20 protein-coding genes are annotated in these 25900 nt (G+C 59.1%); 11 read left to right on the top strand and 9 right to left on the bottom strand.

From position 1 onward, the window contains the following. Window position 1: 1 nt before the first annotated feature. From folP to CORAM0001_RS01515, 3 genes are all read left to right on the top strand, one after another. Window positions 2-814: a dihydropteroate synthase gene (gene folP / locus CORAM0001_RS01520; RefSeq protein WP_040360837.1), complete on the top strand. Its 813-nt coding sequence runs from the start codon at window positions 2-4 to the stop codon at window positions 812-814. Between the two features lie 223 nt (window positions 815-1037). Next, window positions 1038-1205 carry a DUF3117 domain-containing protein gene (locus tag CORAM0001_RS10970; protein WP_005509573.1) on the top strand — a complete coding sequence of 56 codons (168 nt, stop codon included), beginning with the start codon at window positions 1038-1040 and terminating at the stop codon, window positions 1203-1205. Window positions 1206-1500: 295 nt separating this feature from the next. Next, window positions 1501-2376: a methyltransferase domain-containing protein gene (locus CORAM0001_RS01515; protein WP_005509473.1), complete on the top strand. Its 876-nt coding sequence runs from the start codon at window positions 1501-1503 to the stop codon at window positions 2374-2376. A 3-nt stretch (window positions 2377-2379) separates the two neighbouring features. Here CORAM0001_RS01515 and budA read toward each other — a convergent pair whose 3' ends face one another. From budA to glgA, 3 genes are all read right to left on the bottom strand, one after another. After that, window positions 2380-3120 (bottom strand): acetolactate decarboxylase, encoded by a 741-nt coding sequence (gene budA / locus CORAM0001_RS01510; RefSeq protein WP_050773576.1) that lies wholly within the window; start codon window positions 3118-3120, stop codon window positions 2380-2382. A 137-nt stretch (window positions 3121-3257) separates the two neighbouring features. Beyond that, on the bottom strand, window positions 3258-4781 hold the full coding sequence (locus tag CORAM0001_RS01505; RefSeq protein ID WP_005509700.1) for a glycoside hydrolase family 5 protein: 1524 nt from the start codon (window positions 4779-4781) through the stop codon (window positions 3258-3260). A 253-nt stretch (window positions 4782-5034) separates the two neighbouring features. Continuing rightward, window positions 5035-6231, bottom strand: a complete 1197-nt coding sequence (gene glgA, locus CORAM0001_RS01500; RefSeq protein ID WP_005509527.1) for a glycogen synthase — start codon at window positions 6229-6231, stop codon at window positions 5035-5037. Window positions 6232-6343: 112 nt separating this feature from the next. Here glgA and glgC point away from each other — a divergent pair, with 112 nt between their 5' ends. Then, window positions 6344-7561, top strand: coding sequence for a glucose-1-phosphate adenylyltransferase (glgC, locus tag CORAM0001_RS01495; RefSeq protein ID WP_040360733.1), 1218 nt, complete (start codon window positions 6344-6346; stop codon window positions 7559-7561). Between the two features lie 266 nt (window positions 7562-7827). Here glgC and CORAM0001_RS01490 read toward each other — a convergent pair whose 3' ends face one another. Further along, on the bottom strand, window positions 7828-8502 hold the full coding sequence (locus CORAM0001_RS01490) for an O-methyltransferase (protein WP_005509638.1): 675 nt from the start codon (window positions 8500-8502) through the stop codon (window positions 7828-7830). A 159-nt stretch (window positions 8503-8661) separates the two neighbouring features. Between CORAM0001_RS01490 and sigE the strand changes: the two genes are divergently transcribed. The 4 genes from sigE to tatB all read left to right on the top strand — a co-directional run bounded on the left by sigE (window position 8662) and on the right by tatB (window position 11774). Beyond that, window positions 8662-9315, top strand: a complete 654-nt coding sequence (gene sigE / locus CORAM0001_RS01485; protein ID WP_005509312.1) for an RNA polymerase sigma factor SigE — start codon at window positions 8662-8664, stop codon at window positions 9313-9315. Window positions 9316-9381: 66 nt separating this feature from the next. Continuing rightward, window positions 9382-9759: an anti-sigma factor family protein gene (locus CORAM0001_RS01480; protein WP_050773569.1), complete on the top strand. Its 378-nt coding sequence runs from the start codon at window positions 9382-9384 to the stop codon at window positions 9757-9759. Continuing rightward, a complete protein-coding gene (locus CORAM0001_RS01475) occupies window positions 9759-11078 on the top strand; it encodes a S1C family serine protease (RefSeq protein ID WP_005509606.1) in 1320 nt (439 codons plus the stop codon). Before CORAM0001_RS01480 ends, CORAM0001_RS01475 begins: the two co-directional genes overlap by 1 nt. A 99-nt stretch (window positions 11079-11177) precedes the next feature. Continuing rightward, window positions 11178-11774 carry a Sec-independent protein translocase protein TatB gene (tatB, locus tag CORAM0001_RS01470; RefSeq protein ID WP_005509737.1) on the top strand — a complete coding sequence of 199 codons (597 nt, stop codon included), beginning with the start codon at window positions 11178-11180 and terminating at the stop codon, window positions 11772-11774. A 330-nt stretch (window positions 11775-12104) separates the two neighbouring features. Here the strand turns inward: tatB and CORAM0001_RS01465 are convergent, their stop codons facing one another. Then, window positions 12105-13238: an Mrp/NBP35 family ATP-binding protein gene (locus CORAM0001_RS01465; protein WP_005509629.1), complete on the bottom strand. Its 1134-nt coding sequence runs from the start codon at window positions 13236-13238 to the stop codon at window positions 12105-12107. Window positions 13239-13506: 268 nt separating this feature from the next. Here CORAM0001_RS01465 and CORAM0001_RS01460 point away from each other — a divergent pair, with 268 nt between their 5' ends. Next, window positions 13507-14040: a YflT domain-containing protein gene (locus CORAM0001_RS01460; RefSeq protein ID WP_100066758.1), complete on the top strand. Its 534-nt coding sequence runs from the start codon at window positions 13507-13509 to the stop codon at window positions 14038-14040. Between the two features lie 46 nt (window positions 14041-14086). On the opposite strand, the gene CORAM0001_RS01455 is transcribed toward CORAM0001_RS01460, so the two are convergent. Continuing rightward, window positions 14087-15310, bottom strand: a complete 1224-nt coding sequence (locus CORAM0001_RS01455; RefSeq protein ID WP_005509597.1) for a magnesium and cobalt transport protein CorA — start codon at window positions 15308-15310, stop codon at window positions 14087-14089. A gap of 43 nt (window positions 15311-15353) precedes the next feature. On the opposite strand from CORAM0001_RS01455, the gene CORAM0001_RS01450 reads away from it, so the two are divergent. Further along, a complete protein-coding gene (locus CORAM0001_RS01450; RefSeq protein WP_040360731.1) occupies window positions 15354-16109 on the top strand; it encodes a type 2 periplasmic-binding domain-containing protein in 756 nt (251 codons plus the stop codon). 181 nt (window positions 16110-16290) lie between these two features. Here the strand turns inward: CORAM0001_RS01450 and CORAM0001_RS01445 are convergent, their stop codons facing one another. The 3 genes from CORAM0001_RS01445 to CORAM0001_RS01435 form a co-directional block, all read right to left on the bottom strand. Continuing rightward, window positions 16291-19959 carry a multifunctional oxoglutarate decarboxylase/oxoglutarate dehydrogenase thiamine pyrophosphate-binding subunit/dihydrolipoyllysine-residue succinyltransferase subunit gene (locus CORAM0001_RS01445; RefSeq protein ID WP_005509335.1) on the bottom strand — a complete coding sequence of 1223 codons (3669 nt, stop codon included), beginning with the start codon at window positions 19957-19959 and terminating at the stop codon, window positions 16291-16293. A gap of 103 nt (window positions 19960-20062) precedes the next feature. Further along, window positions 20063-23899, bottom strand: a complete 3837-nt coding sequence (locus CORAM0001_RS01440) for an ABC transporter ATP-binding protein (protein WP_005509602.1) — start codon at window positions 23897-23899, stop codon at window positions 20063-20065. A gap of 106 nt (window positions 23900-24005) precedes the next feature. Further along, window positions 24006-24872 (bottom strand): hypothetical protein, encoded by an 867-nt coding sequence (locus CORAM0001_RS01435; RefSeq protein ID WP_005509482.1) that lies wholly within the window; start codon window positions 24870-24872, stop codon window positions 24006-24008. Window positions 24873-25010: 138 nt separating this feature from the next. Here CORAM0001_RS01435 and CORAM0001_RS01430 point away from each other — a divergent pair, with 138 nt between their 5' ends. Further along, the gene (locus CORAM0001_RS01430; protein ID WP_005509358.1) at window positions 25011-25823 is read left to right on the top strand and encodes a (2Fe-2S)-binding protein; all 813 of its coding nucleotides are present in this window, start codon (window positions 25011-25013) and stop codon (window positions 25821-25823) included. Window positions 25824-25900 lie beyond the last annotated feature (77 nt).

Genomic DNA, 25900 nt, shown 5'->3' with positions numbered 1-25900 from the left:
GATGGCCATCGTCAATCGCACCCCGGATTCCTTCTATGACCGTGGCGCAACGGCTGCGGAGGAGGCCGCGCTTGCTCGCGTCGACGAAGTTGTTGCGGCAGGCGCGGGCATTGTCGACATCGGCGGCGTCAAGGCCGGTATCGGTGCGGAAGTAACCGTTGCCGAGGAGATTGAGCGCGTGGTGCCGACCATCGCGAAGGTTCGCGAGCGCTATCCTGAACTGCACATTAGCGTCGACACCTGGCGTGCCGAAGTCGGGGAGGCCGCCATCAAAGCTGGTGCCAACCTCATTAACGACACTTGGGCAGGCCATGACCCGGAGCTGCTGGAAGTCGCGGGCGCCCACGGGATGGGGTACGTCTGCTCACACACCGGTGGAGCACTGCCACGCACCAATCCGGTTCGCGTGCGTTACGACGACGTCGTGGACGATGTCATCTCAGAAACCGGCAAGCTCGCCCAGAGGGCAGTGGACGCTGGCGTGCCGGAGGACCGCATCCTCATCGATCCCACCCACGACTTTGGCAAGAACACCTACCACGGCCTTGAACTTCTGCGGCGCTGCAATGAGCTCGTGGCTACAGGCTGGCCGGTGCTTATGGCGCTGTCGAATAAGGACTTCGTCGGTGAGACTTTGGACCGCCCGGTCGAGCAGCGTGTGCCCGGCACCTTGGCTGCGACCGCCCATGCGGCAGCTGCCGGCGTTGCGGTGTTCCGTTCGCATCAGGTGTCCGAAACCCTTGATGTTTGCCGTATGACTCTGGCTATTTCCGGTGATTTTGCACCACTGCATCCGGTGCGTGGGCTGGTGTAAGGGGCGTAGTTTGAGACGCTTCACCCATTCCGCTGCGTGAAACAAAGGACTATGATGAAGAGAAGTAGTCGAAAATGCCGACAGGGATTCTAAACCGGGATCTTGAGCCGGGGTCTTAGACCGAGGTCTTGAATCGGGATTGTCAATCTCCTGGCTACCACAGCTGAGCTGGGGTAGCTGGTCGTCTCCTGCATCGACATTGTCTTAGAACGAAGGAGTTCACATGGCAGCAATGAAGCCGCGTACCGGTGATGGTCCGCTGGAGGCAGTCAAAGAGGGCAAGAAGATTGTAATGCGCGTCCCCGCAGATGGAGGTGGGCGCCTGGTGGTGGAACTGTCTCCGGAGGAAGCCAAGGAGCTCGGCGCAGAGCTCGTAGCAGTAGTGGAGTAGCAGAGTAGCGGGGTAGTGGCCGGGCTTGTCCGGTTTTGCCCCAGCGGCGACCTACACAAGTGGTGTAGGTCGCCTTTTCTTTTTCAGGTGATAACGGCTCGAATGAGGGGTTGTGAACAGAAAGTACAGGCTGCAAATGTGAAACTGTGCGAGTTTATGACACTTTCATGCTATTTTTCGGCACATTTTTGTCATAAACGCAGTCAGTAACTCGCATTGGAGTTACTTGGCTGAGCTCGACACGGGCTAAGATAGTGAAAATTATTTTTCTAGCTCAGTTTGAGGAGTGACCGACGTGCTAGCTGACATCATTGATGTGCTTGCTGACCCCATCGATGGCACTGATTTGAAGTTTGGTGATGCCGAACGAATGACTCTGAAGTCCGAATCCGGACATAGCTATGATGTCGCCCGCCAGGGGTACGTTACGCTCGCCGGTGGGGCTGGTCTGCGCTACACCGGCGATGACGCCAAGATGATTACCGCCCGGGAGGAGTTCCTCTCTGGTGGCCACTATGCTCCATTCGTTGAGGCAGTTACAGGCAACGTCCAGGACGTACTTGATGACGCCAACGTGTCCGAGGCCGCCAGCCCAGTCATCTGCGAAGTCGGTGCGGGCACTGGTTACTACCTCGCACACACGCTGGACAGCATTCCCAATTCCCGTGGCGTAGGCATTGATGTGTCTGTGCCGGCCGCCAAGCACCTGGCCAAGAGCCATCCACGACTCGGTGCGGTTGTGGCCGATGCGTGGGCACGGTTGCCGCTGCGTGATGGTTCCATCGATGCGCTTACGGTTGTCTTCGCACCTCGCAACGCAGAGGAGTTTGCTCGCGTGCTCAAGCCGGGCGGCCAGGTCGTGGTGCTGACGGCCACCACCGGCCACCTGGGCGAACTGCGCGAGCCGCTGGGCATCATCGATGTCGAGCGCGGCAAGGTCGAGCGCATGATTTCCCAGGCAGAGGGTCACCTCGTGCCTATTGGTGACCCGGAGCTGGTGGAGTTCGGTATGAACCTCAACCAGAGTGCAATTGCCGCGCAGATCGGTATGAGCCCGTCGGCACGCCATATTCACCCAGAGGTCCTGCAGGAACGCATTGCGGCGCTACCGGCAGAGATGCACGTCACCGCCCGTGCCTACGTCACCCGTCTTGGTCGCCCGGGAGACTAGCGCCTACTCCTTTACCTCGGTTTTGTGAATCTGTTCATCCAGGTCTTCCGGATCCAGGTCAGCATCCGAGAATTCCGCCGTTAGCGGAAGGCGAAGCTGCAGGTCAGTGCCCGGGCACAACTCGATAGTGCCCGACCGCAGCTTAAAGTCCAGCACATGCCCGCCGCCGGTGCCGCCTTCCGCGAGGAAGTGCACGTGACAGCCGGGCACCGAAATTCCTTTCTCATAGACCGGCGTGCGGAAGCCCGCAATCGTGCCCCGCAGATTCTCAAAATCAACCGACGCGTCTTCTTCCGTCGCATCAACCATCTTCTGGTACGGCTTTTCCTGCTTTACGACGGTTCGGGTCTTCACCCACTCAAATTCGCCGGTAATCCGCAGTGCGTACATAAAGTTTTGGCTCGGTACCAGGGAATCGATGATGGGGCTAATTTCCTTGCGAGTCAGGCTTTCCGGCGCATCCATCACCGTGTGTGGGACGAAGTTCGTCACCACCGTGTAGGGGCTGCGCTGATCCATAGTGGCCCGGGTCGCGGAGCCGTCGTGACGCACCTGCCAGCAGACACCGTCGAGGATTACCATTTCGCCATCGAGACCGTCGAAGGTGCCGATGCCGAAGTTTCCATGACCAAGGATTTCGCCAATGGTCATCTCGCCGTCGTAGATGCCATCGAGCAGTGCGGACATCAGGGAGTTTTGGAAGATTGTGTGTCGGACCGTTGGAAAATTCTCGTGAGTGGTCATGGAAGCCATTATATTCGCGGTGCTTGCGGCTCAGTTTGTTCGGCGTTTTCGGTCTGCTCCGGGGAGGAAATCGTGGCAACAAAAACGCCCTGCGGAAAAATCCACAGGGCGTGATTTGGTGAATCGATCGGTTGGTTCTACTTCGGCTGGATGGTGACTGACACGTGGTCAGCAGTGGAGACGATATGAACCGTCTGGCCATCGGCAGCGACAGTGGCGTGGCCACCCTCGACATTCACTGTAAACCCATTCGGGAAATTGATTTCGGGCACAACGAGCTCGCTGGTGGAACCAGGTCCGAAAACTCCGGTGCCATCGACGCGGCTATTGTTCCAGCTGGCCTGGTAGACACGGGTGTCGCGGTTCCAGTCAGTAGACTGTGGAGTGCCAGCGACCGCCCGCAGGTGTGGAGCGGCGAGGATGGTCATCTTGTCGCGGTTGAAGGCATCGGCACCTACAGGTCCTGGAACCGTCGGATCGAAGACCATGCCCTGTTCCTTCTGGTTCTGTGTCGTCGGATCGTTGCATCCGCAGTAGGACCAGTACTGCCAGCCGACCATGTGGCGCCGAGCAAGCGAAATTACGCCATTGAGGGTATCTGCATCGTCGGTGGCGCCGAACTCGGACAGCAGTGTGGCCGAGCCGTTACCGGATGAGACGATTTCCGCATTGTCGAAGACACGACCATCGAAGAAGTCACAGCCCGTATAGGTATTGAACAGGGCATTCGTGGTGCAGTAGACATGCCAGCTGAGGGCCGTACCAGCGGTTTCAGGAACCTTCGGGGCTGCCGGATTAGTGTTCAATCCGGTGTTCCACATGGAGTAGGGCTCGTAGTGGACAATAGCGTCCCGGTCCTTGGCGACAATCTGGTCGGCAGCCTTCTGGTTCAGTTCATCGAGCTTTGCCTTAGCCGGGCCGCAGTCACCGAGAGCCAGGTAACACAGTGGGTATGCCGAACCCGGCCACGGTTCATTTATGATGTCGTAGCCCATCAGTCCCGGCATATCACCGAGACGTTCGGCGACATGGCCCCACATGGCTGCGTAACGCTCCTGCAGCCCAACGCCGTCTGGTCCTTTGCGGTTATTCAGGAAGTTGTCGTACGCCCTAATGAGACCGATATTGAGGGCCTGGTTAGTGGGGAAGCCAACCTTCAAGAGGCTGGGAACGCCGTCGTCAATGACAGCCCAATCCGGGGCAAATTCGCCTTCGAACTTCTCGTTGTACATATCCTGGTGGGCATCGACCAAGACCGCGATTCCACGCTCAGTGAGCATGGAGATAGTGCGGGCAATGGAATCCAGGTATTCGTCGTTGTACTCGCCGGGCTTTGGCTCTACTGCTTTCCAGATAATGCCGACTCGCATGGAGTCGAAGCCCTGCTGCACGAGCCAGTCAGCATCGTCCTCATTAAAGCCTCCGGCCTCGGGGGTGTAAGGATCGTGCTTGTAGACGATGTTCGACCCCTGGGTGAGGAAAGCACGGCCGTCACCGTCGGTAAACCAGCGACCGGACTGCCCAAGGGGACCGCGCTCGGTGATGGTAGCGGTACTAGGGGATGGTGCTACTTCTGTAGCGAGCGCCTGATGCGGTACTGCACCCGCTAGCGCTATAGCAATGGCGGCACTAACAGCTGCCACCTTCTTAGTGAATCTCATACTAATTATGCTATTGACCTTTAATGATAAAGTCATCCAAAATTTGTCTTAGGTCTAGTAAATGTGGGTAAAGCCAAGGCGAAATGTCTTGAATGGGGTTAGAAGAGACCCTAGAAAAGACCCTAGAAAAGACCCATCGCATCCTCGTAGGAAGCGATGGGTCTTGATCAGTGGCGCAGTAGAGTGCCGCTATGCGGTGCGGGCAAAAGCAGTGTGCAACAAAAGCAGTAGCCTGCCAGCAGTAATCAGCCTGTTACATCAAAGACTTATAGACCTCGACGGTCTGCTCGGCGATGTTCTCCCAGCTAAAGACATCCTCAGCGCGCTTCTTACCCGCCTGGCCAACCTTGGCAGCGCGGTCGCGGTCGGCGACCATGTTGTTGACAGCGGTAGCGATTCCACGCTCGAAGCCCTCCGGATTGGACTCGTCGTAGTGAACCAAAGTGCCGGTTTCGCCATCGACGACAACCTCCGGAATGCCGCCGACATCAGAGGCGACAACGGCGGTGCCACAGGCCATAGCCTCGAGGTTAACGATGCCCAGCGGCTCGTAGATGGAAGGGCAGACGAAGGAATCCGCGGCCGTCAAGATCTCTTGGATCTTCTCCTTCGGCAACATGTCCTGCACCCAGAAAATGCCATCGCGCTTCTCCTGGAGGTCATGGACGAGCTGCTCAGTCTCCTTCGCGATTTCCGGGGTGTCCGGAGCGCCGGCGCACAGAACGAGCTGCACACCGTCGTCGAAAAGCGATGCGGCCTTGACCAGGTGAGCGACACCCTTCTGACGGGTGATGCGGCCGACGAACGCAACCATCGGGCGAGACGGGTCAACGCCGAGTTCCTCCAGAACAGACCAGCCGTTCTGTTCCTTGGACTCTTCCCACGTCGGGCGCGGGTACCACAGCTCGGTGTCGATACCGTTCAGGACAACGTGGACCTTGTCGGGGGAGATACGCGGGTAGGCGTCCAGGATGGCGTCCTTCATTCGCGCGGAAACAGCAATGACAGCGTCTGCATACTCCATCGCATTGCGCTCGGACCAGCTGGAAACGTCGTAACCACCGCCGAGCTGCTCGCGCTTCCATGGGCGGTGCGGCTCCAGCGAGTGCGCGGTGGCCACATGCGGAATGCCCTTGAGCAGACCGGTGAGGTGACCGCCCAAGCCTGAGTACCAGGTGTGAGAGTGGACGACATCAATGTCGGTTGCCGCGGCGGCATTGGCCATGCGCAACCCCGTGGAGAGCGTCTTAATCGAGGCGTTGGCATCCTTCAGCTCCGGGTCAACGCCGTGGACATATACATCCGCCTCATCGCGAGGAGCACCCATGCAGTGCACATCGACGTCAACGCCGTCGAGGCCGCGCATGAAACGAGTCAGTTCAGTTACGTGAACACCTGCTCCGCCGTAAATCTCCGGAGGGTATTCCTTGGTCATCATGGCAACACGCATAGTTCCAGCGTAACCAGATTTGACAATTTCCGTCGCTTGATATGCCTGGGCGTGGGTAGTAGGGAGGGGAGACTGGCAGCGAGGAACGTAAATCGCATATAGGTTGGTTGGTGTGAGGAGTCAACCACATGTTTTGTCCATTGTCCTTGCCGGTGGCGAAGGCAAGCGTCTCTTCCCGCTGACGGAAGACCGCGCTAAGCCCGCCGTGCCTTTCGGCGGTAGCTATCGGCTTATCGACTTCGTGCTGTCGAACCTGGTCAACGCAGGTTTCCTGAAGATCTGTGTGCTGACCCAGTACAAGTCCCACTCGCTCGACCGTCACATTTCGCAGGCGTGGCAACTGTCCGGCATCACCGGCCAGTACGTCACCCCGGTGCCGGCTCAGCAGCGTCTGGGTAAGCGCTGGTTCACCGGTTCGGCGGACGCGATTCTGCAGTCGCTGAACTTGGTTTACGACGAGGATCCGGAGTACGTCATCGTCTTCGGTGCCGACCACGTCTATCGCATGGACCCGCAGCAGATGCTGGAGGCCCACATCGAGTCTGGCGCTGGCGTGACCGTCGCTGGTATCCGCGTCCCGCGTTCTGAGGCCAGCGCATTCGGTGTCATCGATGCCGATGACAACAACCGAATCACCGAGTTCCTGGAGAAGCCGGCTGATCCGCCCGGCACCCCGGATGACCCGAACTCGACGTTCGCGTCGATGGGTAACTACATCTTCACTACCTCCGCGCTTATCGACGCTATTAAGCGTGACTCGGAAGATGAAAACTCCGACCATGACATGGGCGGAAACATCATTCCGATGCTGGTAGAGGAGGGCGAAGCTTTCGTCTGGGACTTCAAGGATAGCTACGTTCCGGGTGAGACCGAACGTGACAAGGGCTACTGGCGTGATGTCGGTACCATCGATGCCTTCTACGAGGCCAACATGGACCTGATTTCCGTCCACCCGGTGTTTAACCTCTACAACAAGAAGTGGCCAATCCATACCTTCTCGGAGGAGAACCTTCCTCCGGCCAAGTTTGTCCAGGGCGGTATTGCTCAGGCTTCGATGGTCGGTGCCGGTTCGATTGTCTCCGGTGGTACGGTCCGCAACTCGGTGATTAGCACCAACGTTGTGGTCGAGGACGGCGCGACGGTGGAGGGTTCGGTTCTCTTCCCAGGTGTCCGCGTCGGCCGCGGGGCAGTGGTTCGCCACGCGATTTTGGATAAGAACGTTGTAGTTTCCGACGGCGCCATTATCGGTGTCGATCCGGAGAAGGACGCAGCGCGCTTCAAGGTCAGCGCTGGCGGCGTTGTGGCCGTTGGTAAGGGCCAGGTTATTTAGGCTGGTTGAGTCCGACCGGCTGAAAAGGCACGTACCGCGAGGTACGTGCCTTTTTCTTTAAACCCTTTTTGCTACCTAGTTGCTACCTAGCCCAAAAACCGGCAACCCCAAAATTTGCGGGCAGCACATGTGAATACGGGCAGCACATGTGAAACTGTGCGAGTCTATGACACTTTCAAGCTATTTTTCTGGCCATTTTTGTCATAAACGCAGTCAGTAAGTCGCATTGGCCCGCGGTCGCCAGCTATCCGGTCTGCAGTAGAAAACTACTTCTTCACCAGCACAGTGGTGCCGGCTGCTAGGGGTAGGCGCATCACGAAAGCGTCGTCAAGCTGGAGCATGTATTCGTCGGCTTCGCGGGCAGCGACGGTGTCACGGTCAGTGCGTGACGAGTCAGCGATAGTGCCGTCGAGGAGCGCGCCGGTCAGGACGAGCGCGCCACCGGAGCGAAGCAGCGGCCAGGCCTTTTCCTGAGCGGCGCGGAGGATTGCCGGGGCGACGTCCAAATAGACCAAGTCGTAGGAGTCGGCGGCCAGACGATCCATGACCTCCAGTGGCTGCGAGGGCAGGAAGCGCTGTCGGTTGGGGCGGATGCCAGCGGCTCGGAAAGCGGACTTCGCCAGAGACTGGTGCTCGAGCTCCGGGTCGATGCAGGTGAGAACGCCGTCATCGCCGAGACCGGCGGCCAGGTGCAAACCGACTACGCCTGCCGCAGGCGATGCGATGACAGCGGCGGGGTGGCCGTCGCGGCGGGCACTGGTCAGAGCCATGAGAGAGGTCAAAGCGGCGCCGGTCATCGTATCGGGGACGGCAACTCCGTATTCGCGAGCGCTCTCTCGGGCGCTTTCAAGGGCCTCGGAGACTACGGTCGTGTTGTTGACGTGCTGTGCGATAGCGTCACGTGCGGATAGCGGGGTAGCAGAAGAACTCGTTTCGGACACGCTCTATAGCGTAGGAAAAAACTTCGTGCAGGGCAGCGGGGCGCGCCGGTTAGTGCCGGACTAGGTGGGTAAACAAGCCTCAAATTTTGTCTGGACTCTCAAACTATTTTCAGGGTAAGGTCACTACAAACCTAAGGTTGGTAAGGAACACTGAACCTCATGCCCGAACGAGTCAAGTCCGAACGAGTCAGCGCAGGCGCCAGCCGTGAGGATGCCCCGTCCGCTGACGTAACTGAGCAACTGTCCGGCACCGCGGCTTTTGACGCAGGTGTGGGGGAGATGCCGTCGTGGTCGGAGCTGGTCCAGGCCCACGCGGATAGTGTTTACGGGCTCGCATATCGGTTGACTGGTAACCAGCAGGACGCGGAAGACCTGACTCAGGAGACATTCATGCGTGTGTTCCGCTCGCTGAAGTCATATCGTCCCGGCACTTTTGAAGGCTGGCTGCATCGGATTACCACTAACCTGTTTTTGGATATGGTCCGGCACCGGCAGGTCATCCGGATGGAGGCGTTGCCGGAGAACTACGACCGGGTCCCGGGCACGCTGAAGACGCCGGAGCAGGCCGTCGATGACGCGATGCTCGACCCGGATTTGGAAATCGCGCTGGCTGAGCTGCAGCCGGACTATCGCGCGGTGGTTGTCCTCTGTGATGTGGTGGGGCTGACCTACGAGGAAATTGCTAGCACTCTTGGGCTCAAGATGGGCACCGTGCGTTCGCGTATTCACCGGGCACGTTCCAGCTTGCGGGCGACGTTGGAGCGCCTGGAGAAGGAACGGCAGGAGCTGCCGGAGTCGGTCACCGCAGGCTAGATTTCCCGCACTCAATCTGCGGGAGCGGCTATTGTGGGGCTAGTTAAATAGGTGTGATTTCTGGAGGTGCTGCAGTCTGTGATTCAGCAGGGCGATGACAAGCGTTTTTTGTCAACGGAGCATCTCGGCACCGAGGCGATTGCCGCTTTTGTTGACGGCGAGTTGTCGGTCGTAGCTGAGCGTCGTGCGCAGGCGCACCTGATGGCATGCCCGGAATGCCGCCGGGAGGTCGCGAAGCAGCGGCAGGCAGCCAAGCGCCTGCGTGATAGCGCGCCCTTGCACATTCCAGCTGAGCTGCGCGCTCGTATTGCTGATTTCGCAGGCAGTTGCGAGGACTCAGAGCCCCATCGGTCGGCGCGGCATCTCGCGCACCGTCCGCCGGAGTCGCTTAGCGCTGCGTTGGAGCAGATCGTTCGCGGTTTTCGTAAAGGTGGTAGTCACTAGTGGGCAAACATCGCTCTTTCGATGATTCCGCGTTTGCCCCGGACGCCGATCGTGCCGCCGCAACTGGTGGGTTACAGCGTGCTCCAGGGCAAAAGCTTGACGACGACGCCAGTGCCACCGTCCAAGAGTATTCGCCGTGGCAGGATTCGTCGTCACGCATGACGACGGGGCGTCCAGCCCGCAAACCCGAAGCGAAGAAGAAACCTCGCCCGAAGACGGCTCCCCGCGTCAGCGCGCGGGAAGTGATTTTTGGCCGCGAGGTGCCGTGGCGTGTGATTGCGGCGTCGTCGGCCGTGGTGCTGCTCATTGGCGGTGTTGGCGGCTTTGTTGGCGGTTGGGCTGGCAAGACTTTCCGCTCGGACTACCAGCGTGTGGAGCTGCAACAGATCGAGGGGCGGCCGGGCAACGGTGATTTGACTGAAATCGGCAAGGTGGCGGAGACTCTTCGTCCCGCCGTGGTGTCGATTGCGGTCAGTGCCGGTGAGGTCTCGGGCGTGGGCTCGGGGTTTGTCATTGATGGTGACGGTCATATTTTGACGAATAACCATGTCGTTTCGGCGGTGGCGGACCGTCAGGATATGCAGGTCTCGGTAACGTTTTGGGACGGCGGCAAGTTGAAAGAGGTGCCGGCCAAGATTATTGGCCGTGACCCGAAGACCGACCTCGCCGTGATTAAGGTCGAAGATGTTGCGGGGCTGACCGTGGCGCAGCTTGGTGATTCCAATGCGGTTGCGGTCGGTGACACAGTGATTGCGATGGGGTCGCCGCAGGGGCTGGGCGGAACGGTGACTTCGGGCATTGTCTCGGCGCTTAATCGGCCGGTACGCCTGGCTGCTGAGGGGACTGATACGGATGGCTACGCCGATGCGATTCAGACGGATGCCTCCATCAACCCGGGTAACTCGGGTGGTCCACTGGTGGATATCCGCGGTGCGATCGTCGGTATTAATACGGTGATTTTTAGTAGCTCGGGTGGCTCGCAGGGCTTGGGCTTTGCGATTCCAATCAATTCAGCCGTTGCCATCGCTGAGCAGCTCATTGCCGGTGAGCAGCCGGTTCATCCGGGGATTGGCGTGACAGCGCGCACGGTTTCCAACGGCGCACTGACTGGTGCCGAGATTGCCAGCATCCTGCCGGGAGGTGTCGCTGATCGGGAAGGTCTGCAGGAAGGCGACGTGATTACGGCTGTGGGAGACCGCGCGGTATCGTCCGCAGATGAGCTCACGGTGGCGCTGTGGACTGTTGGCGCTGGTAATGAGGCGGTATTGAAGATCGTTCGCCACGGAGCCGAGCTGGAGGCGAAGATTACGCCGGAGTAGGGTGGCGCTGGTTTCCTGGTTTCTGCGGATTTGGTGGATTTGGCGGATTTGGCCGCGCAATGCTGCATGCGAGGTGCACGGTAACTAAGGTGGTATAACGTGTTTTCTAATGTTGGCTGGGGCGAGATTCTCGTCCTCTTTATCCTCGGACTAATTCTCATCGGACCTGAGCGGTTGCCGAAGGTAATTGAGGACGTCCGCGCATTGCTTCTGGCTGCGCGCACCGCGATCAATGACGCACGCGATAACCTCTCGGACGAGTTCGGTGAAGACTTCGATGATCTTCGCAAGCCGCTGCAGGAGCTCAACGATCTCCGTCGTCTCAACCCGAAGACCGCCATCACCAGGACGCTTTTCGACGGCGATGACACCTACCTGGACATGCTCTCCGGTAAGCCCGCAGCGGGTGGTGGCGGAACTGGTGCAGCCGGAGCTGCGGGCGCTGCAGGCGCGGCCGGGGCTGCGGGGCAGCAGTACCAGCAGCCTAATACGAACCAGCCAGTGCAGCCGGCTCCGTCGCAGCAGCCAGCCCCGCAGTCGGTTCAGCAGCCAGCCCAGCAGCCGGGAACGTGGCAGGATCCAGTTGCCCAGGCCCGTCAACAGCAAGCACAGCAAACACCACAGCAGCCGCAACAACCGCAACAACCTCAGCAGCCCCGCGGGGTGCAGGCCTGGGTCGACGACGACAACCTATAGAGGTCGCAAAGCGTTCCCGACCGCAAGTGGTGATGCATTCACCGCCTGAACCTACCGGCCATTTTTGACATAAACGCAGTCAGTAACTCGCATTGCCCCGCCGCCGGTGTCATAAACGCAGTCAGTAACTCGCATTGGGGTAAGCAGCAAAAGGTGCCCGCCACTTGTGGCCACGCTATTCACCTATCGGTGCGCTGCAGCGTGGCCATCAGTGAGTAGTGCATCGATAAGAGCGAAGGCAAAGGCCATAGGCAAACAAAAACGCCGCCCAGCGGAAACCTCTAGCAGTTTCCGTGGGCGGCGTCGCTGTGACCGTCGTAAAGCGAAGGCCTATTTCGGAGTCACGCCCAAGCCGAGCGACTTGCCGGCCAGCGACTCGCGGCGAACCACCAGCTTGTCAGCAATAGCGTTGAGGGCCTCGCCCGCGCCCGAATCCGGCTTGGACAGGACAATCGGGGTGCCCTTGTCACCGCCCTCGCGGAGCTCGGTGTCCAGCGGCACCTGGCCGAGCAGCTCGACCTTTCCGCCGGTGATCTGGGTAAGACGACGGGCAACGGTCACGCCGCCGCCTGTGCCGAAGACCTCCATCTTGGAGCCGTCGGGCATTTCCATCCAGCTCATGTTCTCGATAACGCCGGCGATGCGCTGGCGCGTCTGCAGCGAAATTGTGCCGGCGCGCTCTGCGACCTCGGCGGCGGCCATCTGCGGGGTAGTAACAATCAGCAGCTCAGCGTTCGGCACGAGCTGCGCCACGGAGATGGCGATGTCGCCGGTTCCCGGAGGCAGGTCGAAAAGCAGGACGTCCAGGTCGCCCCAGAAAACGTCTGCGAGGAACTGCTGGATTGCGCGGTGCAGCATTGGCCCACGCCAGACAACCGGTGCGTTGTCGTCGACGAAGTGTCCGATCGAAATCAGTGACACGCCGTGTGCCTGCGGAGGCATAATCATGTCGTCGACCTGGTGCGGCTTTTCTTCGGAGCCCATCATGTGCGGGATGGAGTGACCGTAGACGTCGGCATCGAGGACACCGACAGATAGGCCCTTCGCGGCCAGCGCGGCGGCGAGGTTCACGGTCACGGAGGACTTGCCAACGCCGCCCTTGCCCGAGGCCACGGCAAACACGCGGGTGCGAGAGTCCGGCTGGGCGAATGGGATCACCGGCTCGGAGGCGGTGCCGCGGACGGCGTTGCGGAACTCGCGGCGCTGCTCGTCATTCATCACATCGGTGGTGACGGTGACGTTGCCAACGCCCTCGATACCGTTCAGCGCCTCTTCGGTGCGCTCGATGATGGTGTTTTTCATGGGGCAACCGGCGATGGTGAGGTAAATCTCCACGGCCACGTCATTGTTGTCCGCCACCGAGATGGACTTGACCATGCCAATCTCGGTAATCGGGCGACGTACCTCAGGATCTTCGACCTGCGCCAGGGCGGTGCGAACTTCAGCTTCAGTAATCGTAGACATTATGTAGTGAATCTTATCGTGAGACCCCGCAAGACAAAGAACTACTGACAGAATCAGTAGTTTGCCGCTTTACGACGGTCACAGCGTCCAATCCTTCCGGGGAGTGCGGTGGTAGTGAAATGTGTGGTGGGGCAGGCGGCGGAACAATTGCCAACCGTCTGACGTTGTCCTTGATAGAACGCCTTTAGGCGATAGTTTTAGCAATACTTTTAGCAACTGAGTCACCAATTGCTGTGACAACAACTGCAAGGGAACGGTGAGAGTACCGATGGCAAATGGGGAAGCGAACAGCGGCTGGGGTAGCGACCGGGAGCGAAGCATTAAGTCTCGGTTGCCTCAGCGTCAGGTGCCTGAGGGATGGCCGGTGGGCAGCTTTACCAACTACGCCGATGCTCAGGCTGCAGTGGATTCGCTCAGTGACCGCGATGAGTTCCCGGTTTCCGACCTCACCATCGTCGGCGTTGACCTAATGCAGGTGGAGCGTGTGGTGGGCAGGCTGACCTGGCCGAAGGTTCTCGGCGGCGGCGCGCTGTACGGACTGTGGATGGGCTTGTTCTTCGGCTTGATTCTGGGGCTTTTCCAGGAAGATTGGGTGAGCCCGCTGATTGTTGGCCTCGGTATGGGTGCCATCTTCGGCATCGTGCTGGCCGCAGTTCCATACGCCATGCAGAACGGCAAGCGGGATTTCTCCACCACGACGGAGATTGTTGCTCGTCGCTACGACGTCTTGTGCAACCCCCGCAATGCCGAGCGCGCCCGTGACCTGCTTGCGCAGCGGGCGCTCGGCGGGAACCGCGGGTAGGTTGTTGCATCCGCCGTCGTAAAGCGATGCCTGCCAGAAGCAGAGCCTACAGCCACTTGTTGCGGCGCAGGACCCACACCAAAAACGCCACGATGACGAACATGATGGCCAGGACGAAGAAGTAGCCGTACTCCCAGTGCAGTTCGGGCATACGGTCGAAGTTCATGCCGTAGATACCGGCCAGGGCGGTCGGGACGGCGAGAATAGCCGCGTACGCCGAGATGGTACGCATATCCTGGTTCTGCTGCAGCTGGATTTTCACGGCGGCGGCGTCGATGAGGGCGGAGAGTCGTTCGTCGAGTCCGGTGACGAGGTCGGCGGCGGCGAGCTGGTGGTCGAGCACATCGGAAAGGTAACGGCTGACGTCCTTAGGCATGATGTCTTCCCGCAGATTCATTAGGGAGCGCAGCGCCGGTGTCAGCGGATCGATTGCGTGGCGCATTTCCAGGATCTCTCGTTTGAGGATGTAAATGTCCTCAATATCCGAATCCAAGTTCGGCTCGAAGACTTCGTCTTCCATGATCTCCACGCGATCTTCCAGCTGCATAGCGATGCGCAGGTACGCATCGACGAGGTTGTCCGTCAGCGCCCACAGCACGCCCGCGGGGCCGTAGTCGATGGCGTCGGTGGTGTTCTCCACGCGTGCGCTAATGCGCTGCATATCCGAGCTCGGCATGCCCATGCGAATGGTGATGACGTACTCCGGGCCGATGACAATCATCAGCTGGCCGGAGCGAATGATCTCATTTTCGTCGTCCGCGAGACCTTCCGGGGAGTAGTGAATCGAGCGAACTACAAAAACCACGTGATCATCGTGGATCTCAATCTTGGGACGCTGGCGGTTAGTCAGTGCGTCCTCCACCGTCAGCTCATCCAGCCCGTAAAGCTCAGCGATGGCGTCCATCTGTGTCGCGTTGGGGCGCGACAACGACAGCCAGGTGAAGCCCTCGCCAAAACTCCGTACCTCGGACAGCCCGGAGAAGTGGTCGTAGGTGCCGGGCAAACGCTTGCCGCCGATGTAGACGCCACAATCGCGCAGGGCATCGCGCACCGCCTCCGACTGTCCTGTTCCTGTGCTTGACGACGAGCCGTTGGTGCGCGTCACCTTCGAGACAGCCGACTTCGCTGCGGATTTAGCCGCATTCGTCGCCCGAGCGGTTTTACCGGGTTTTGCTGTGGCCGACGGCGTTGGGCTTTTACTGACCGAGTTAGTTCGCGGATTGCGAGCCTTCGCCGAAGCGCTGTGGTTGCGGCTTTTCTCTTCGCCCATTTTGGGTGACCTCACAATCCGTTCGTAGGTTACGCTGGTGTCGATGATTGATTTTAGACGTGCGAACGCCGGGTTCCACTTTCGCATCCGCTCAATGGGGTGCAAGGGTAGCTTCACGGCTACTGCGTGCACTTTTACCGCCCTGGCGTTGGTTTCTGGGGCGGCGGGGTTCGGTCTTGCCGCATGTTCTGATTTGGATCCGCAGATGCCCGTTCCTCCCGAGCAGGAGGCGGTGGTGACTGTCGGGGCAGACCTGCGCAACCCTGAGCAAGCAGCTCTTGCGTACGTGTATGCGCAAAGCTTTGAACGGGTAGGGCGGCAAGCGGAGGTCGTCGGCATTCGCGATGCTGACGACCGGTTGCGGGCTGTACGCAATGGAGCGGTCCTGGTCTCCTTCGGCTGCACAGGTGAGCTGCTCGGCCTGAGCGATCCCGCGTCGGCAGCTTCGCTGGCGGAGGAGTACGCCGGCGACTCGACCCCGGACAAGCAGTTCAGCGGCGAGTGGCGCGACCGCGTGTACGACGCATTTTCGCGGTCGCTGCCGGGTGAAGTAATGGCCACCGACGCGGGCATGGCACAGGGCTGCGCAAATGTGTCAGCTGACAATGCTGGGGCTGACTTGCCGCAATGGCTTGTGCCTTTCTACGTCAAGCCAGCGTTGGACCGGGATGATCGAGTCCGCGTGCTCAATGAGATTGCGGGTTCTTTGAGCACTGAGGACTTAAAGCTGATGACCCGGGCTGTGGCTGGTGGCGCCAGCCCTGAGCTGGTCGCTCAGGAGTGGCTGGATAAGGCGTAGTCGGGGGCGGGGCTAGTTGTGGGCGGTATCTGACGCGTATCTGCTGTTGGCTGCCGCCATTTTTGTTGATTAACCCATGATTCCTGGCAACGATCTCCCAAGCAACAAAAAAGGGGCTCCAACCGAACGGTTGGAGCCCCTTAACGTTTACACGCCAGCTGGTAAGACCAGCCAATGAGACCTACTTGAGAGCCTCTTCCAGCAGAGCCTTCTCCTCAATCTGGTGGACCTTAGCCACGCCAGTTGCGGTGGAGGACTGTGCACGGCGGGAAACGCGGGTCAGCTTCGGCATATCCGGCAGAACCTCTGGGAGGTTCAGTGCCAGGAACGGCCACGGACCCTGGTTAGCCGGCTCATCCTGAACCCAGCGGACTTCCTGAAGATCCGGGTAGGACTCGAAGAGGTCGCGGAGGCGGTTATGCGGCAGCGGGTGCAGCATCTCCAGGCGAGCGATTGCGATGTCGTCTCGCTTGTCCTTCTTGCGCTTCTTCTCCAAATCCCAATAAATCTTGCCGGAGCAGAGCAGCAGGGTCTTGATGCCGGACTTGTCCTTAGAAGCGAAGTGCGGGTCATCAATGACAGCGCGGAACTTGGTGTCGCCGGTGAAGTCCTCGATGTCGGAGACTGCCAACTTGTTACGCAGCATCGACTTCGGCGAGAACACAACCAATGGGCGGTGCAGATCCGAGAGGATGTGGCGGCGCAGCAGGTGGAAGTAGTTAGCCGGTTCGGAGGGCTGAGCAACGGTGTAGGATCCCTCAGCTGCAAGCTGCAGGAAGCGCTCGATGCGTGCCGAAGAGTGGTCCGGCCCCATTCCCTCGTAGCCGTGTGGCAGCAGCAGGACTAGCTTGGAAGTCTGACCCCACTTAGCCTCACCAGAGGAAACATACTGGTCAATGGTGGTCTGCGCGCCGTTGGCGAAGTCACCGAACTGTGCCTCCCAGAACACGGCTGCATCCGGGTTACCGAGAGTGTAGCCGTATTCGAAGCCCATGCCTGCGTACTCGGTCAATGCCGAGTTGTAGATCATGAAGCGTCCGCCGTCCTTGGACTTTCCGTAGGCGTCAATCGGGTTGTATTCCGAACCGTCTTCGGCGTCGATTAGCACGGCGTGGCGAGAGGTGAAGGTACCGCGACGGACATCCTCACCCGCAAAGCGAACGTCGATGCCAGCACCGGTGAAGGAACCGATTGCCAGCAGCTCAGCCATACCCCAGTCGATGCCACCCTCTTGGGTCATCTGGGCACGCTTCTTAGCCACCGGTGCAACACGCGGGTGAACCTTGAAGCCCTCCGGGACGTTGACGTAGGTATGACCAATCTCGACGATTTCAGCCTTGTCAATGCTGGTCTTCAAACCGTGCGGCAGTGGTTGGGAGCCCGCAATACCGGACTGGTCGCCCGGCTTTGCATCCTGAGCTGCGCGAACCTCGTTGAAGACCGCCTCCATCTGATCGTGGAAGTCGCGGCGCACTGCCTCGTACTCTTCCTCGGAGATGTCACCGCGACCAATGAGGTCCTCGGTGTACTGAGCGCGGACGCTTTCCTTCTCGTCGATGATCTTGTACATCAGCGGCTGAGTCATGGACGGATCATCAGCCTCATTGTGGCCACGCTTGCGGTAGCAGACCAGGTCGATGAAGACATCCTTGCCGTAGCGGTTACGGTACTCAACAGCCAGCTGGCCAACCCAGACGACAGCCTCCGGGTCATCGCCATTGACGTGGAAAACCGGGCAGCCATATGCCTTGGCAATGTCGGTTGCGTAGTAGGAGGAACGTCCGGAGTCCGGCGAAGTGGTGAAGCCAATCTGGTTGTTCACCACGATGTGGACGGTCCCGCCGACCTTGTAGCCGCGCAGGGACATCAGGTTCAGGGTCTCCTGAACAATGCCCAGGCCAGCGAAGGAAGCGTCACCGTGCAGCAGCAGCGGCATGACGGAGTAGCCCTCTTCGCCCTTGTTGATCTTGTCCTGGCGTGCACGAGCAAGACCCTCAACAACCGGGTTAACGGCCTCGAGGTGGGACGGATTTGCGGTCAGAGTGACATCAATCTCGCCCTCACCGAACATCTGAATGTGACGGCCAGTAGTACCCAGGTGGTACTTGACGTCGCCGGAACCGCCAACCTGAGCCGGGTCAATGTTGCCCTCGAACTCGGTAAAAATCTGGCGCAGTGGCTTGCCGACGATGTTTGCGAGCACGTTCAGTCGACCGCGGTGTGGCATACCGATGACGACCTCATCCAGGTCAGCGCCAGCAGCGGTGTCGATAGCGGAGTCCATCAGTGGAATCAGTGCCTCAGCGCCCTCCAACGAGAAGCGCTTCTGACCGACGTACTTGGTCTGCAGGAAGTTTTCGAACGCTTCAGCTGCGTTGAGCTTCTGCAGGATGTACTTCTGCTCGGCGTGGGAAGGCTTAGGCTGGCCGCCCTCAATGCGCTCCTCGAGCCACTCGCGCTCTTCGCGGTCAAGAATGTGGGCGTATTCTGAACCGACCTTGAGGCAGTATGCGTTGCGAAGGCGAGAGAGGACCTCACGCAGCGTCATCTTTTCCTTACCGCCGAAACCACCGACGTTGAAAGTACGGTCCAGATCCCACAGGGTCAGACCGTGCTCCTGGATATCCAGGTCAGCGTGGTTCGGAGCGGAAGTATTTGGCTGGTCGTACCGCAGCGGGTCAATGTCAGCCAGCAGGTGACCGCGGGAACGGTAGGCCTCAATCAGACGCATGACGCGGGTGTTCTTGTCAATACCCGTGTTCGGCAGATCCTGCGCCCAACGGATTGGGGTGTAAGGAACATGCATGGTCTGGAAGATGTGGTCCCAGAACTTGTCGTCGACAAGCAGATTGCTCATGGTGCGCAAGAACTCGCCGGACTCTGCACCCTGGATAATGCGGTGATCGTAAGTAGAGGTGATGGTCACCAGCTTGCCGATGCCCATCTCTGCCAGACGGTCAGCCGAAGCGCCGGCGAACTCAGCTGGGTAGTCCATGGAACCGACACCGATAATCGCGCCCTGGCCCTTGGTCAGGCGCGGGACGGAGTGGCGGGTACCGATGCCGCCCGGGTTGGTCAGGGAAATGGTGACGCCCTGGAAGTCCTTTCCGGTCAGCTTGCCGTGGCGAGCACGAACGACGATGTCCTCGTAGGCGTCGACGAACTGCTTGAAGGTCAGGGTCTCACACTCGCGGATAGCGGCAACCACAAGCGAACGAGAGCCGTCCTTAGCTGGCATATCAATGGCCAGGCCGAGGTTAATGTGCTCCGGGGTAACCAGAACTGGCTTGCCGTCAACCACCTTGTAGTTGTTGTTCATGTCCGGGTGGAGCATGACAGCCTTCACCATGGCGTAACCAATGATGTGGGTGAAGGAAATCTTGCCGCCGCGGGCGCGTGCCAGATGGTTGTTAACCAGGGTGCGGTTTTCAAACATCAGACGTGCCGGCATATCGCGAACCGACGTAGCAGTCGGCATCTCCAGGGAGACATCCATGTTCTTAGCGATAGCCCGTGCGACGCCCTTCAGAGGTTCCTCGCCGGATTCAACAGCCGAGACCTTGGCTGCTGCATCCATCGGGGACTTCTTCGGCTTCGGAGACGCCGGCTTGTTCGGGGTCTTAGTTGGTTCGACCCCCTTGGATTCACGGCGTCCGGTTGCCTTAGCTTCCTCCTTCGTGGCTGCTGCGGGCTTTGCCATATCGGAAAGGTCCTCGCCCTTTTGGGACGGGGTGTGGGTTGCGAAGAATTCGCGCCATTCCTGACCCACAGATTGTGGATCCTTCTGGAATTGCTGGTACATCTCGTCGACCAGCCATTCGTTCTGGCCGAAGCTCATGTCGCTGCTCACGGCAGGTACTCGCCTCTTTTCGTCTTAGTTTTACTAACTCACGTTTATTCTAATTAGCGCAAGCGTCAAAGTGTCATTCAAGGATAACGAAAATTCTGAATTACTACACCGTCGCGCTCCCCATATGGTACTTGCTCCAGAGCTCTGCGTATTGGCCACCCGCCGCGAGAAGCTCGTCATGGGAGCCGTCCTCGACAATACGCCCGTGGTCAAGTACCAAAATCCGGTTTGCCCGAGCCGCCGTAGCTAGGCGGTGGGCCACAATAATTGCCGAGCGTTGACGCGACGCACGGTCAGTGGCTTCAAGGATTGCCGACTCTGTTGCAGGGTCGAGTGTCGCGGTGGCTTCGTCGAGAAGTAGCAGTTCAGGACGCATCATTTCGGCACGAGCGAGTGCGATGAGCTGACGCTGTCCGGAGGAGAGCCCTCGGCCATCTGGGCCGACAGGGTGGTGGAAGCCGCCGGGCAGGCTGGCAATGGTGCTGAGAGCACCGACGTTCTTCGCGGCCTGCTGAATTTCAGCATGACTGCTGTCCGGTAGACCGTAGGAAATATTTGTTGCTACTGTCCCCGAAAAAAGGTGTGATTCTTGGGGGACATAGCCGAGGGTGCGTCGCCAATCGTTAAGAGGGAAGTCGCGGATGTCAGTTTCGGAGGCTCGCACCACGCCGCCAACCGGATCGTAGAAACGGGCAAACAGCTTAATGATTGTCGATTTTCCGGCACCGGTGGATCCGACAATTGCGACTGTTTCTCCGGCAGGAATCTGCAAATCGAGAGCATCGAGAACCTGTGGGCGTTCGTGTTCAGTGTTGGCGGCGGGGTAGGAGAAAGTCACCTTGTCTAAGCGCAGGTCGCCATCAGCTGCGCGGGACGCGCCGTCAGTAGTGCCGTGGTCTGGCATGGGGGCGGTCTGTAGGAGGTCATCAATACGATTGAGGCCGACCTTCGCCTGCTGGTAGCCGTCGAAAACATGGGACAGCTGCTGAATCGGGCCAAAGAGCATTCCCAGGTACAGCGTGAAGGCGACGAGTACGCCGGGCGTTGTAGTTTCCGAAGCAACTTGTTGGGCACCGACAGCCAATACCGCGGCTGTTGCCAGCTCAGAGACGAAGTTGATGCCGGGGAAGAATAGAGCCACGGCCAGCTGTGCTCGCTGACGAATTGCGCGGTACTTATCGGATTCCTCGGCAAAGGAAGATTCGATATCGGCGACGCGGTGGTACATCTGAATCTCGCGAAGCCCACCAATGGTCTCCTGAAAATCAGCGTTGACCAAGGAGAGCTGCTCGCGTGCAGACTTGTATAGGCGCGAGGAGATTCGGCGGAATACCAGGGTGGCCACCACAATGATGGGAAGGGACGCCAACGCCACCGCGGCGAGTGACACCTGTGTGGCAAGCAACAGTGCCGTGACACCGAGCAGAGTAAACGCGGCGATTGCCCCTTGTGCCAGTCCCGTTTGTAGGAAAGAGGACAGCGCGTCGATGTCGGTTGTCATCCTGGTCATGATGGCGCCCGAGCGATTGGCCTCGAAGTAGTTAATGCCAAGCGACTGCAGGTGACGGTAGCAGCGCACGCGCAGGGCATAGAGCAGCCGCTCACCAGTGCGCGCAGTAATAACAGCATTTGTGGCTACGGCAATCCAACTGATGAGGACCGTCGCCAAACCACCTGCGGCGCAGGCCCACAGCACGGCCTCATCGTGCGCACTGATGCCGTGGTCAATGGCGTAGCGCACGAGCATGGGGAACGCCAGATCGGCAACGGCAATGAGGGCGAGCAGCGCAATGACACTTATAAATAGGCCGCGGACGTAGGAGAGTAGCCGGCGCAGAGAAAAAGGCTCGGAGTTGTCGAGTGCCGCAGCGGGCACACGCGGTTTTTCGGCAGCGGGTGGGAGGTTCCGCACGCGCTCGAGAAGCTCAGGCGTCGCAGGAGCATTGGCGAGAGCCGCCCCCATACCACCACGACCGCCGCCGCGGCCACTGGGACCACCGGGACCACCTGGACCTCCTCCGGCTCGGCCAACCCCGCGGCTCATTTGAGAAGTGGCACCTCCGAGACGGCGGGAAGCGGTGTCTGACGTGGAGTCATCGGAGGTTGGTGCGGATTCGTCGGGCCAGAGTTCCTCGGGGCTGGGGTCTTCACTGTCGATGGGGTCGAGAACAAGGTTTTCGATTTCGGGGTAGGCGCTCTGGTCGATGTCCATCAGCTCGGTGAAGCGCGGATGAGAAGTAATCAGTTCGGCCTTGGTGCCAATGCCGGTGATGGCACCGTCTTCGAAAATGGCGATGTCGTCCGCCTGCTCGAGAGTGGAAGATCGATGCGCCACGATGACGATAGTTGTATCCGCCAGCTGTGAAGTCAGCGCGTTGAAGATTTCTAACTCTGTCGCAGCATCGATTGCTGAGGTCGCGTCATCGAGAACCAAAACCCGAGGACGGGCGAGGAATGCCCGTGCTAAGGCCACGCGTTGAGCTTGTCCGCCGGAGAGATTATGCCCGCGCTCGCCGATGGCTGTGTCCCATCCCTGAGGCAGGTCGTCGACGAAGTTGACCTGGGCGGCGGTCGCTGCGGCGATAATCTCTTCCTGGGACGCCTCGGGATTGGCGAATGCGATGTTCTCACGCAACGTGCCCGCAAATAGATAAGGAGTGTCCGGAACGACAGTAATAGCGTCATATACGTCGCTGGAGAGAATGCGCGCGGTATCTGTGGATGTTCCGTGGCTGGGCGCATCTATAGTGATAGTCCCCGAATCCGGCAGATAGTGACGGCCGAGTAACTCCGTGGCGATAGTCTTTCCGGACCCCGGTGGGCCAATCAACGCTAAGGTCGCCCCTGGCGCGACGGAGAATGAGACATCGTCGATAAGCGTGCGTCCGCCACGGCTGTGGGTGACGTGGTTGAAGCTGATGCCAACGGGGCCGTCGGGGAGAGGGAGCGCGTCGGTGGGTTCGGGGTTGTCTGGTCGGGCGTCGATGACATCGGAAATGCGGTCGATGCTTGCCGACGTCAGCTGTATCGAGATGACCATGTTGGAGACCAGACGCGACAGGGCAGTCAGGCTGGTGAGATACGTGGCAAAAGCCACGAATGTGCCTAGGGTGATGTGTCCGTTAATTGCGAGCCAGCCACCGACCGCGATATTTCCGACGAGGGACAGTTGCGGCAACGACTGCAACGCCGGTTGGAACCGAGCGCTGAGTTTTGCCGCTCGCAGGCGGAGGGAATAGAGCAGCGACGAGTTACGCTCCATCTTCGCAACTTCGTTGTCGACCTGCGCAAACGCCTTGACAACACGGATGCCGGAAACGGTTTCCTCGACTTGTCCGGCAATCTCGCCTGCTTGCTGTTGGGCAGCCCAGGTTGCGGCATGGAGTTTGTCACGCGAATTCACTGCAATGTAGACAATCGCTGGCACCACCGCGAGGCCGACCAGTGTCAGGGGCAGCGAGAGGGCGAGCATGATGCCGATAGTGATAAACAGCTTGACGACGGATCCCAGCGTCAACGGCAACATCGCCAGTAGTCCGGACACTGCCTGAAGGTCGGAAATTGACCGTGATACAACTTGGCCTGTGTTGACTCGGTCTTGTGCTGGACCATCGAGGTTTTGTAGGGAGCGAAGGATGTTTAGTCGCAGGTCGTGCTGAACATCAATGGAGAGTTTGCCGGAGAAGAATCTGCGTCCCGCCTGGGCGACGAAGCGTACTAACGCGATGGCCAGAAATACTGAAATGACTGCCTGTAGAGGAGTTAGGGAAGGCAGCAGGCGTGCGGGGACACCGCCGTCGGAAGAGCCCGTTGCCACATCAATGGCATCTCTAGTGAGAAGCGGAAGTACGGACTCCAGCCCGACAACGATTAGCGCTGCGACAATGACGCCATAGAGCGGTAGTGGCCGTTGAAGAGACTGTTTCCACAAGAACTTCATGGGAGAGGTTCTGAGGGGTTTGCTCTGAGCCATCGTGGGTACCGCTCTTCCATTGAAAAACGTCGCTGAAGGGTAAGTCGCTGAAGGGTAATTGGGGTAAGAGAAACTACTTATTCTTCTTTTTCTTCGGCCACTTCAGCGCCGAGGGAATAGAGAACCTCGATGACTTTGAGTCCTTCTTCGAGTCCTCAGAGGTGTTGGATTTAGCCGGAAGCTTTCGTTCAAAGTCCGACCAATCCTGGGGAAGCGAGCCCAGAGATGCGCGAGTGGATCTGATAAGAATGCCACCGAGCTTGCGGTTTGCGGAGGCCCCAACCACGGCGCCAATTCCAAATGGCAAAATCTTACCGATGATGGCGAGACGAGCGTTCTTCATCAAGCGCTTGCGTGCCTCGCGAATCAGCAGGCGGTTTGCTGCGCCCAGCTGCGGAACACCAAGCCGTGGCAGTAGAGAATTGACGGAAGTTTTGGTCTGCTTCCGCAGCGATTCCTCGCCAAGCAGAGAGGCCATAATAGCTGTCCCCTCTGAACCGCTCATGGCCGCAAGAATCAGCGTGCGACGGCGTTGCGAATCGGTGATGTCAATATTGCGCAGGGTTGCTGAGGCCAGTGTGTACCAGGCTGATGCTTCCAGAAACAGCAGAGATTCACCGGTAACCGCAGCCAAGCCCGTAATCATGCCGACGCCGGGGAGAACCGCGCTGCCGCCGGCGGCACCACCGGTGCCGGTGACCAGGTTGAGGTAGTGGGAATCAATACGTTCCTGTACCTGCGCCGGAGTTTCATCTTTTTTGCGCTTGTGCAGGGAACTGACGTACCCGGTGATGGCAGACGACTGCCAGCTCATGGTCTTATCCAGAGTTTGGATAAGAAGGGTTCCCAGTTTTCCGGCATCACGTTCGATCGCTTCGGGGGTGGAGTTCACTGCATCAGTTACTGTGCGAGTTGAATCCTTCTTCGTCTTTTGGAACAAAGTAGTAGACCTCCTAAACGGGTCCGTTGAGAGCCATATGCCCATATAAACACTACTGAGCTGTGGGGAAATTCCGTAGTCGGTGGAAAAATAGGCAGGTGTACGGCGATTAACACAGTCGATAGAAGGATGAGACTGGTGAACGATGTAACGCGGGGTGCCGCATTGCCTCCCGAGTACTCCCAGCTTTTGGCGGACTTTCCTAGGTTTTCCGCAGATGTCATGCCTCACGACGGTGCTGCGGAGTGGCACCTTTCTACCGAAGCTGTAGCCGCAGGAATTGAGGCTGGGAGAAAGCTGTTTCCCATGCCCGAGGTTGAGGGGGATACCCGTTTCCAGGCTCAGTTGTGGTGGTGGTCCATGTGCGGAGCATTGGTGGGGCCATCGCTGGCATGCGTGTTGGTTTCCGATCGAGTTCCGGTGTGGCAGTGGTCTTCTTGGTTCGCATTTCTCCGAGATGACTATTGGGTTGGGTTTCAAGCTCAACAGTTTGAAAGCATTTCCGCTGAGGATGCGGATGAGCTGAAGGATACCGGCGAAGCACTGGCGCATTTCTTGGAGCCGTTGGCTCAGGTTGTTGGAGAAGTCGGGGAAATCAAGCCTGCCCCTCTTTGGGCCGTGGCTGCCGATGCCGTAGCTAACGCCGCAATCTCCGCCGGTAATGAGCTGATGGAGCCCTGGCGTGGAGCGCTTATTGGCAAACATGTCGTTGAGGGAATGCAGAGAGTACATCGGGCCCCTCTTCCTCGTTTCATGGATTCCTGCGGAGGCGAGGTGCGCCCCTGGGATGAAGCTGCTGCTGAGGCGGGAGAAGAACCGGACTTCGATGTAGTTACTCACCTGGAGAGAGCTACTTGCTGCATGATTTATTACAGCCCAGATGCCGACCTGTGTGTATCGTGTCCGAAACGTTCGCGTGAGGAACGCCATCAACTCTGGGCACGCTACTGAGCGCTCTGTTTTCGAGAATCGACAGCTGGAGGCCTGCCCCTCAACCGGCCGCGTTGGCGGCTTTGAAGTAGTACGAA

The sequence above is a fragment of the Corynebacterium amycolatum SK46 genome, assembly GCF_000173655.1.
In the GTDB taxonomy this organism is placed as follows: domain Bacteria; phylum Actinomycetota; class Actinomycetes; order Mycobacteriales; family Mycobacteriaceae; genus Corynebacterium; species Corynebacterium amycolatum_A.
Note: the sequence above shows the minus strand (reverse complement) of the source record. Positions and strands in the feature narration are given on the sequence as shown.

Bases quoted from the DNA above. Each gene is read 5' to 3' on its own strand.
- folP (WP_040360837.1), top strand. From the start codon at position 2: ATGGCCATCGTCAATCGCACCCCGGATTCCTTCTATGACCGTGGCGCA.
- CORAM0001_RS10970 (WP_005509573.1), top strand. From the start codon at position 1,038: ATGGCAGCAATGAAGCCGCGTACCGGTGATGGTCCGCTGGAGGCAGTC.
- budA (WP_050773576.1), bottom strand. From the start codon at position 3,120: ATGACCACTCACGAGAATTTTCCAACGGTCCGACACACAATCTTCCAA.
- CORAM0001_RS01505 (WP_005509700.1), bottom strand. From the start codon at position 4,781: ATGAGATTCACTAAGAAGGTGGCAGCTGTTAGTGCCGCCATTGCTATA.
- glgA (WP_005509527.1), bottom strand. From the start codon at position 6,231: ATGCGTGTTGCCATGATGACCAAGGAATACCCTCCGGAGATTTACGGC.
- sigE (WP_005509312.1), top strand. From the start codon at position 8,662: ATGCCCGAACGAGTCAAGTCCGAACGAGTCAGCGCAGGCGCCAGCCGT.
- CORAM0001_RS01465 (WP_005509629.1), bottom strand. From the start codon at position 13,238: ATGTCTACGATTACTGAAGCTGAAGTTCGCACCGCCCTGGCGCAGGTC.
- CORAM0001_RS01460 (WP_100066758.1), top strand. From the start codon at position 13,507: ATGGCAAATGGGGAAGCGAACAGCGGCTGGGGTAGCGACCGGGAGCGA.
- CORAM0001_RS01455 (WP_005509597.1), bottom strand. From the start codon at position 15,310: ATGGGCGAAGAGAAAAGCCGCAACCACAGCGCTTCGGCGAAGGCTCGC.
- CORAM0001_RS01450 (WP_040360731.1), top strand. From the start codon at position 15,354: ATGATTGATTTTAGACGTGCGAACGCCGGGTTCCACTTTCGCATCCGC.
- CORAM0001_RS01440 (WP_005509602.1), bottom strand. From the start codon at position 23,899: ATGAAGTTCTTGTGGAAACAGTCTCTTCAACGGCCACTACCGCTCTAT.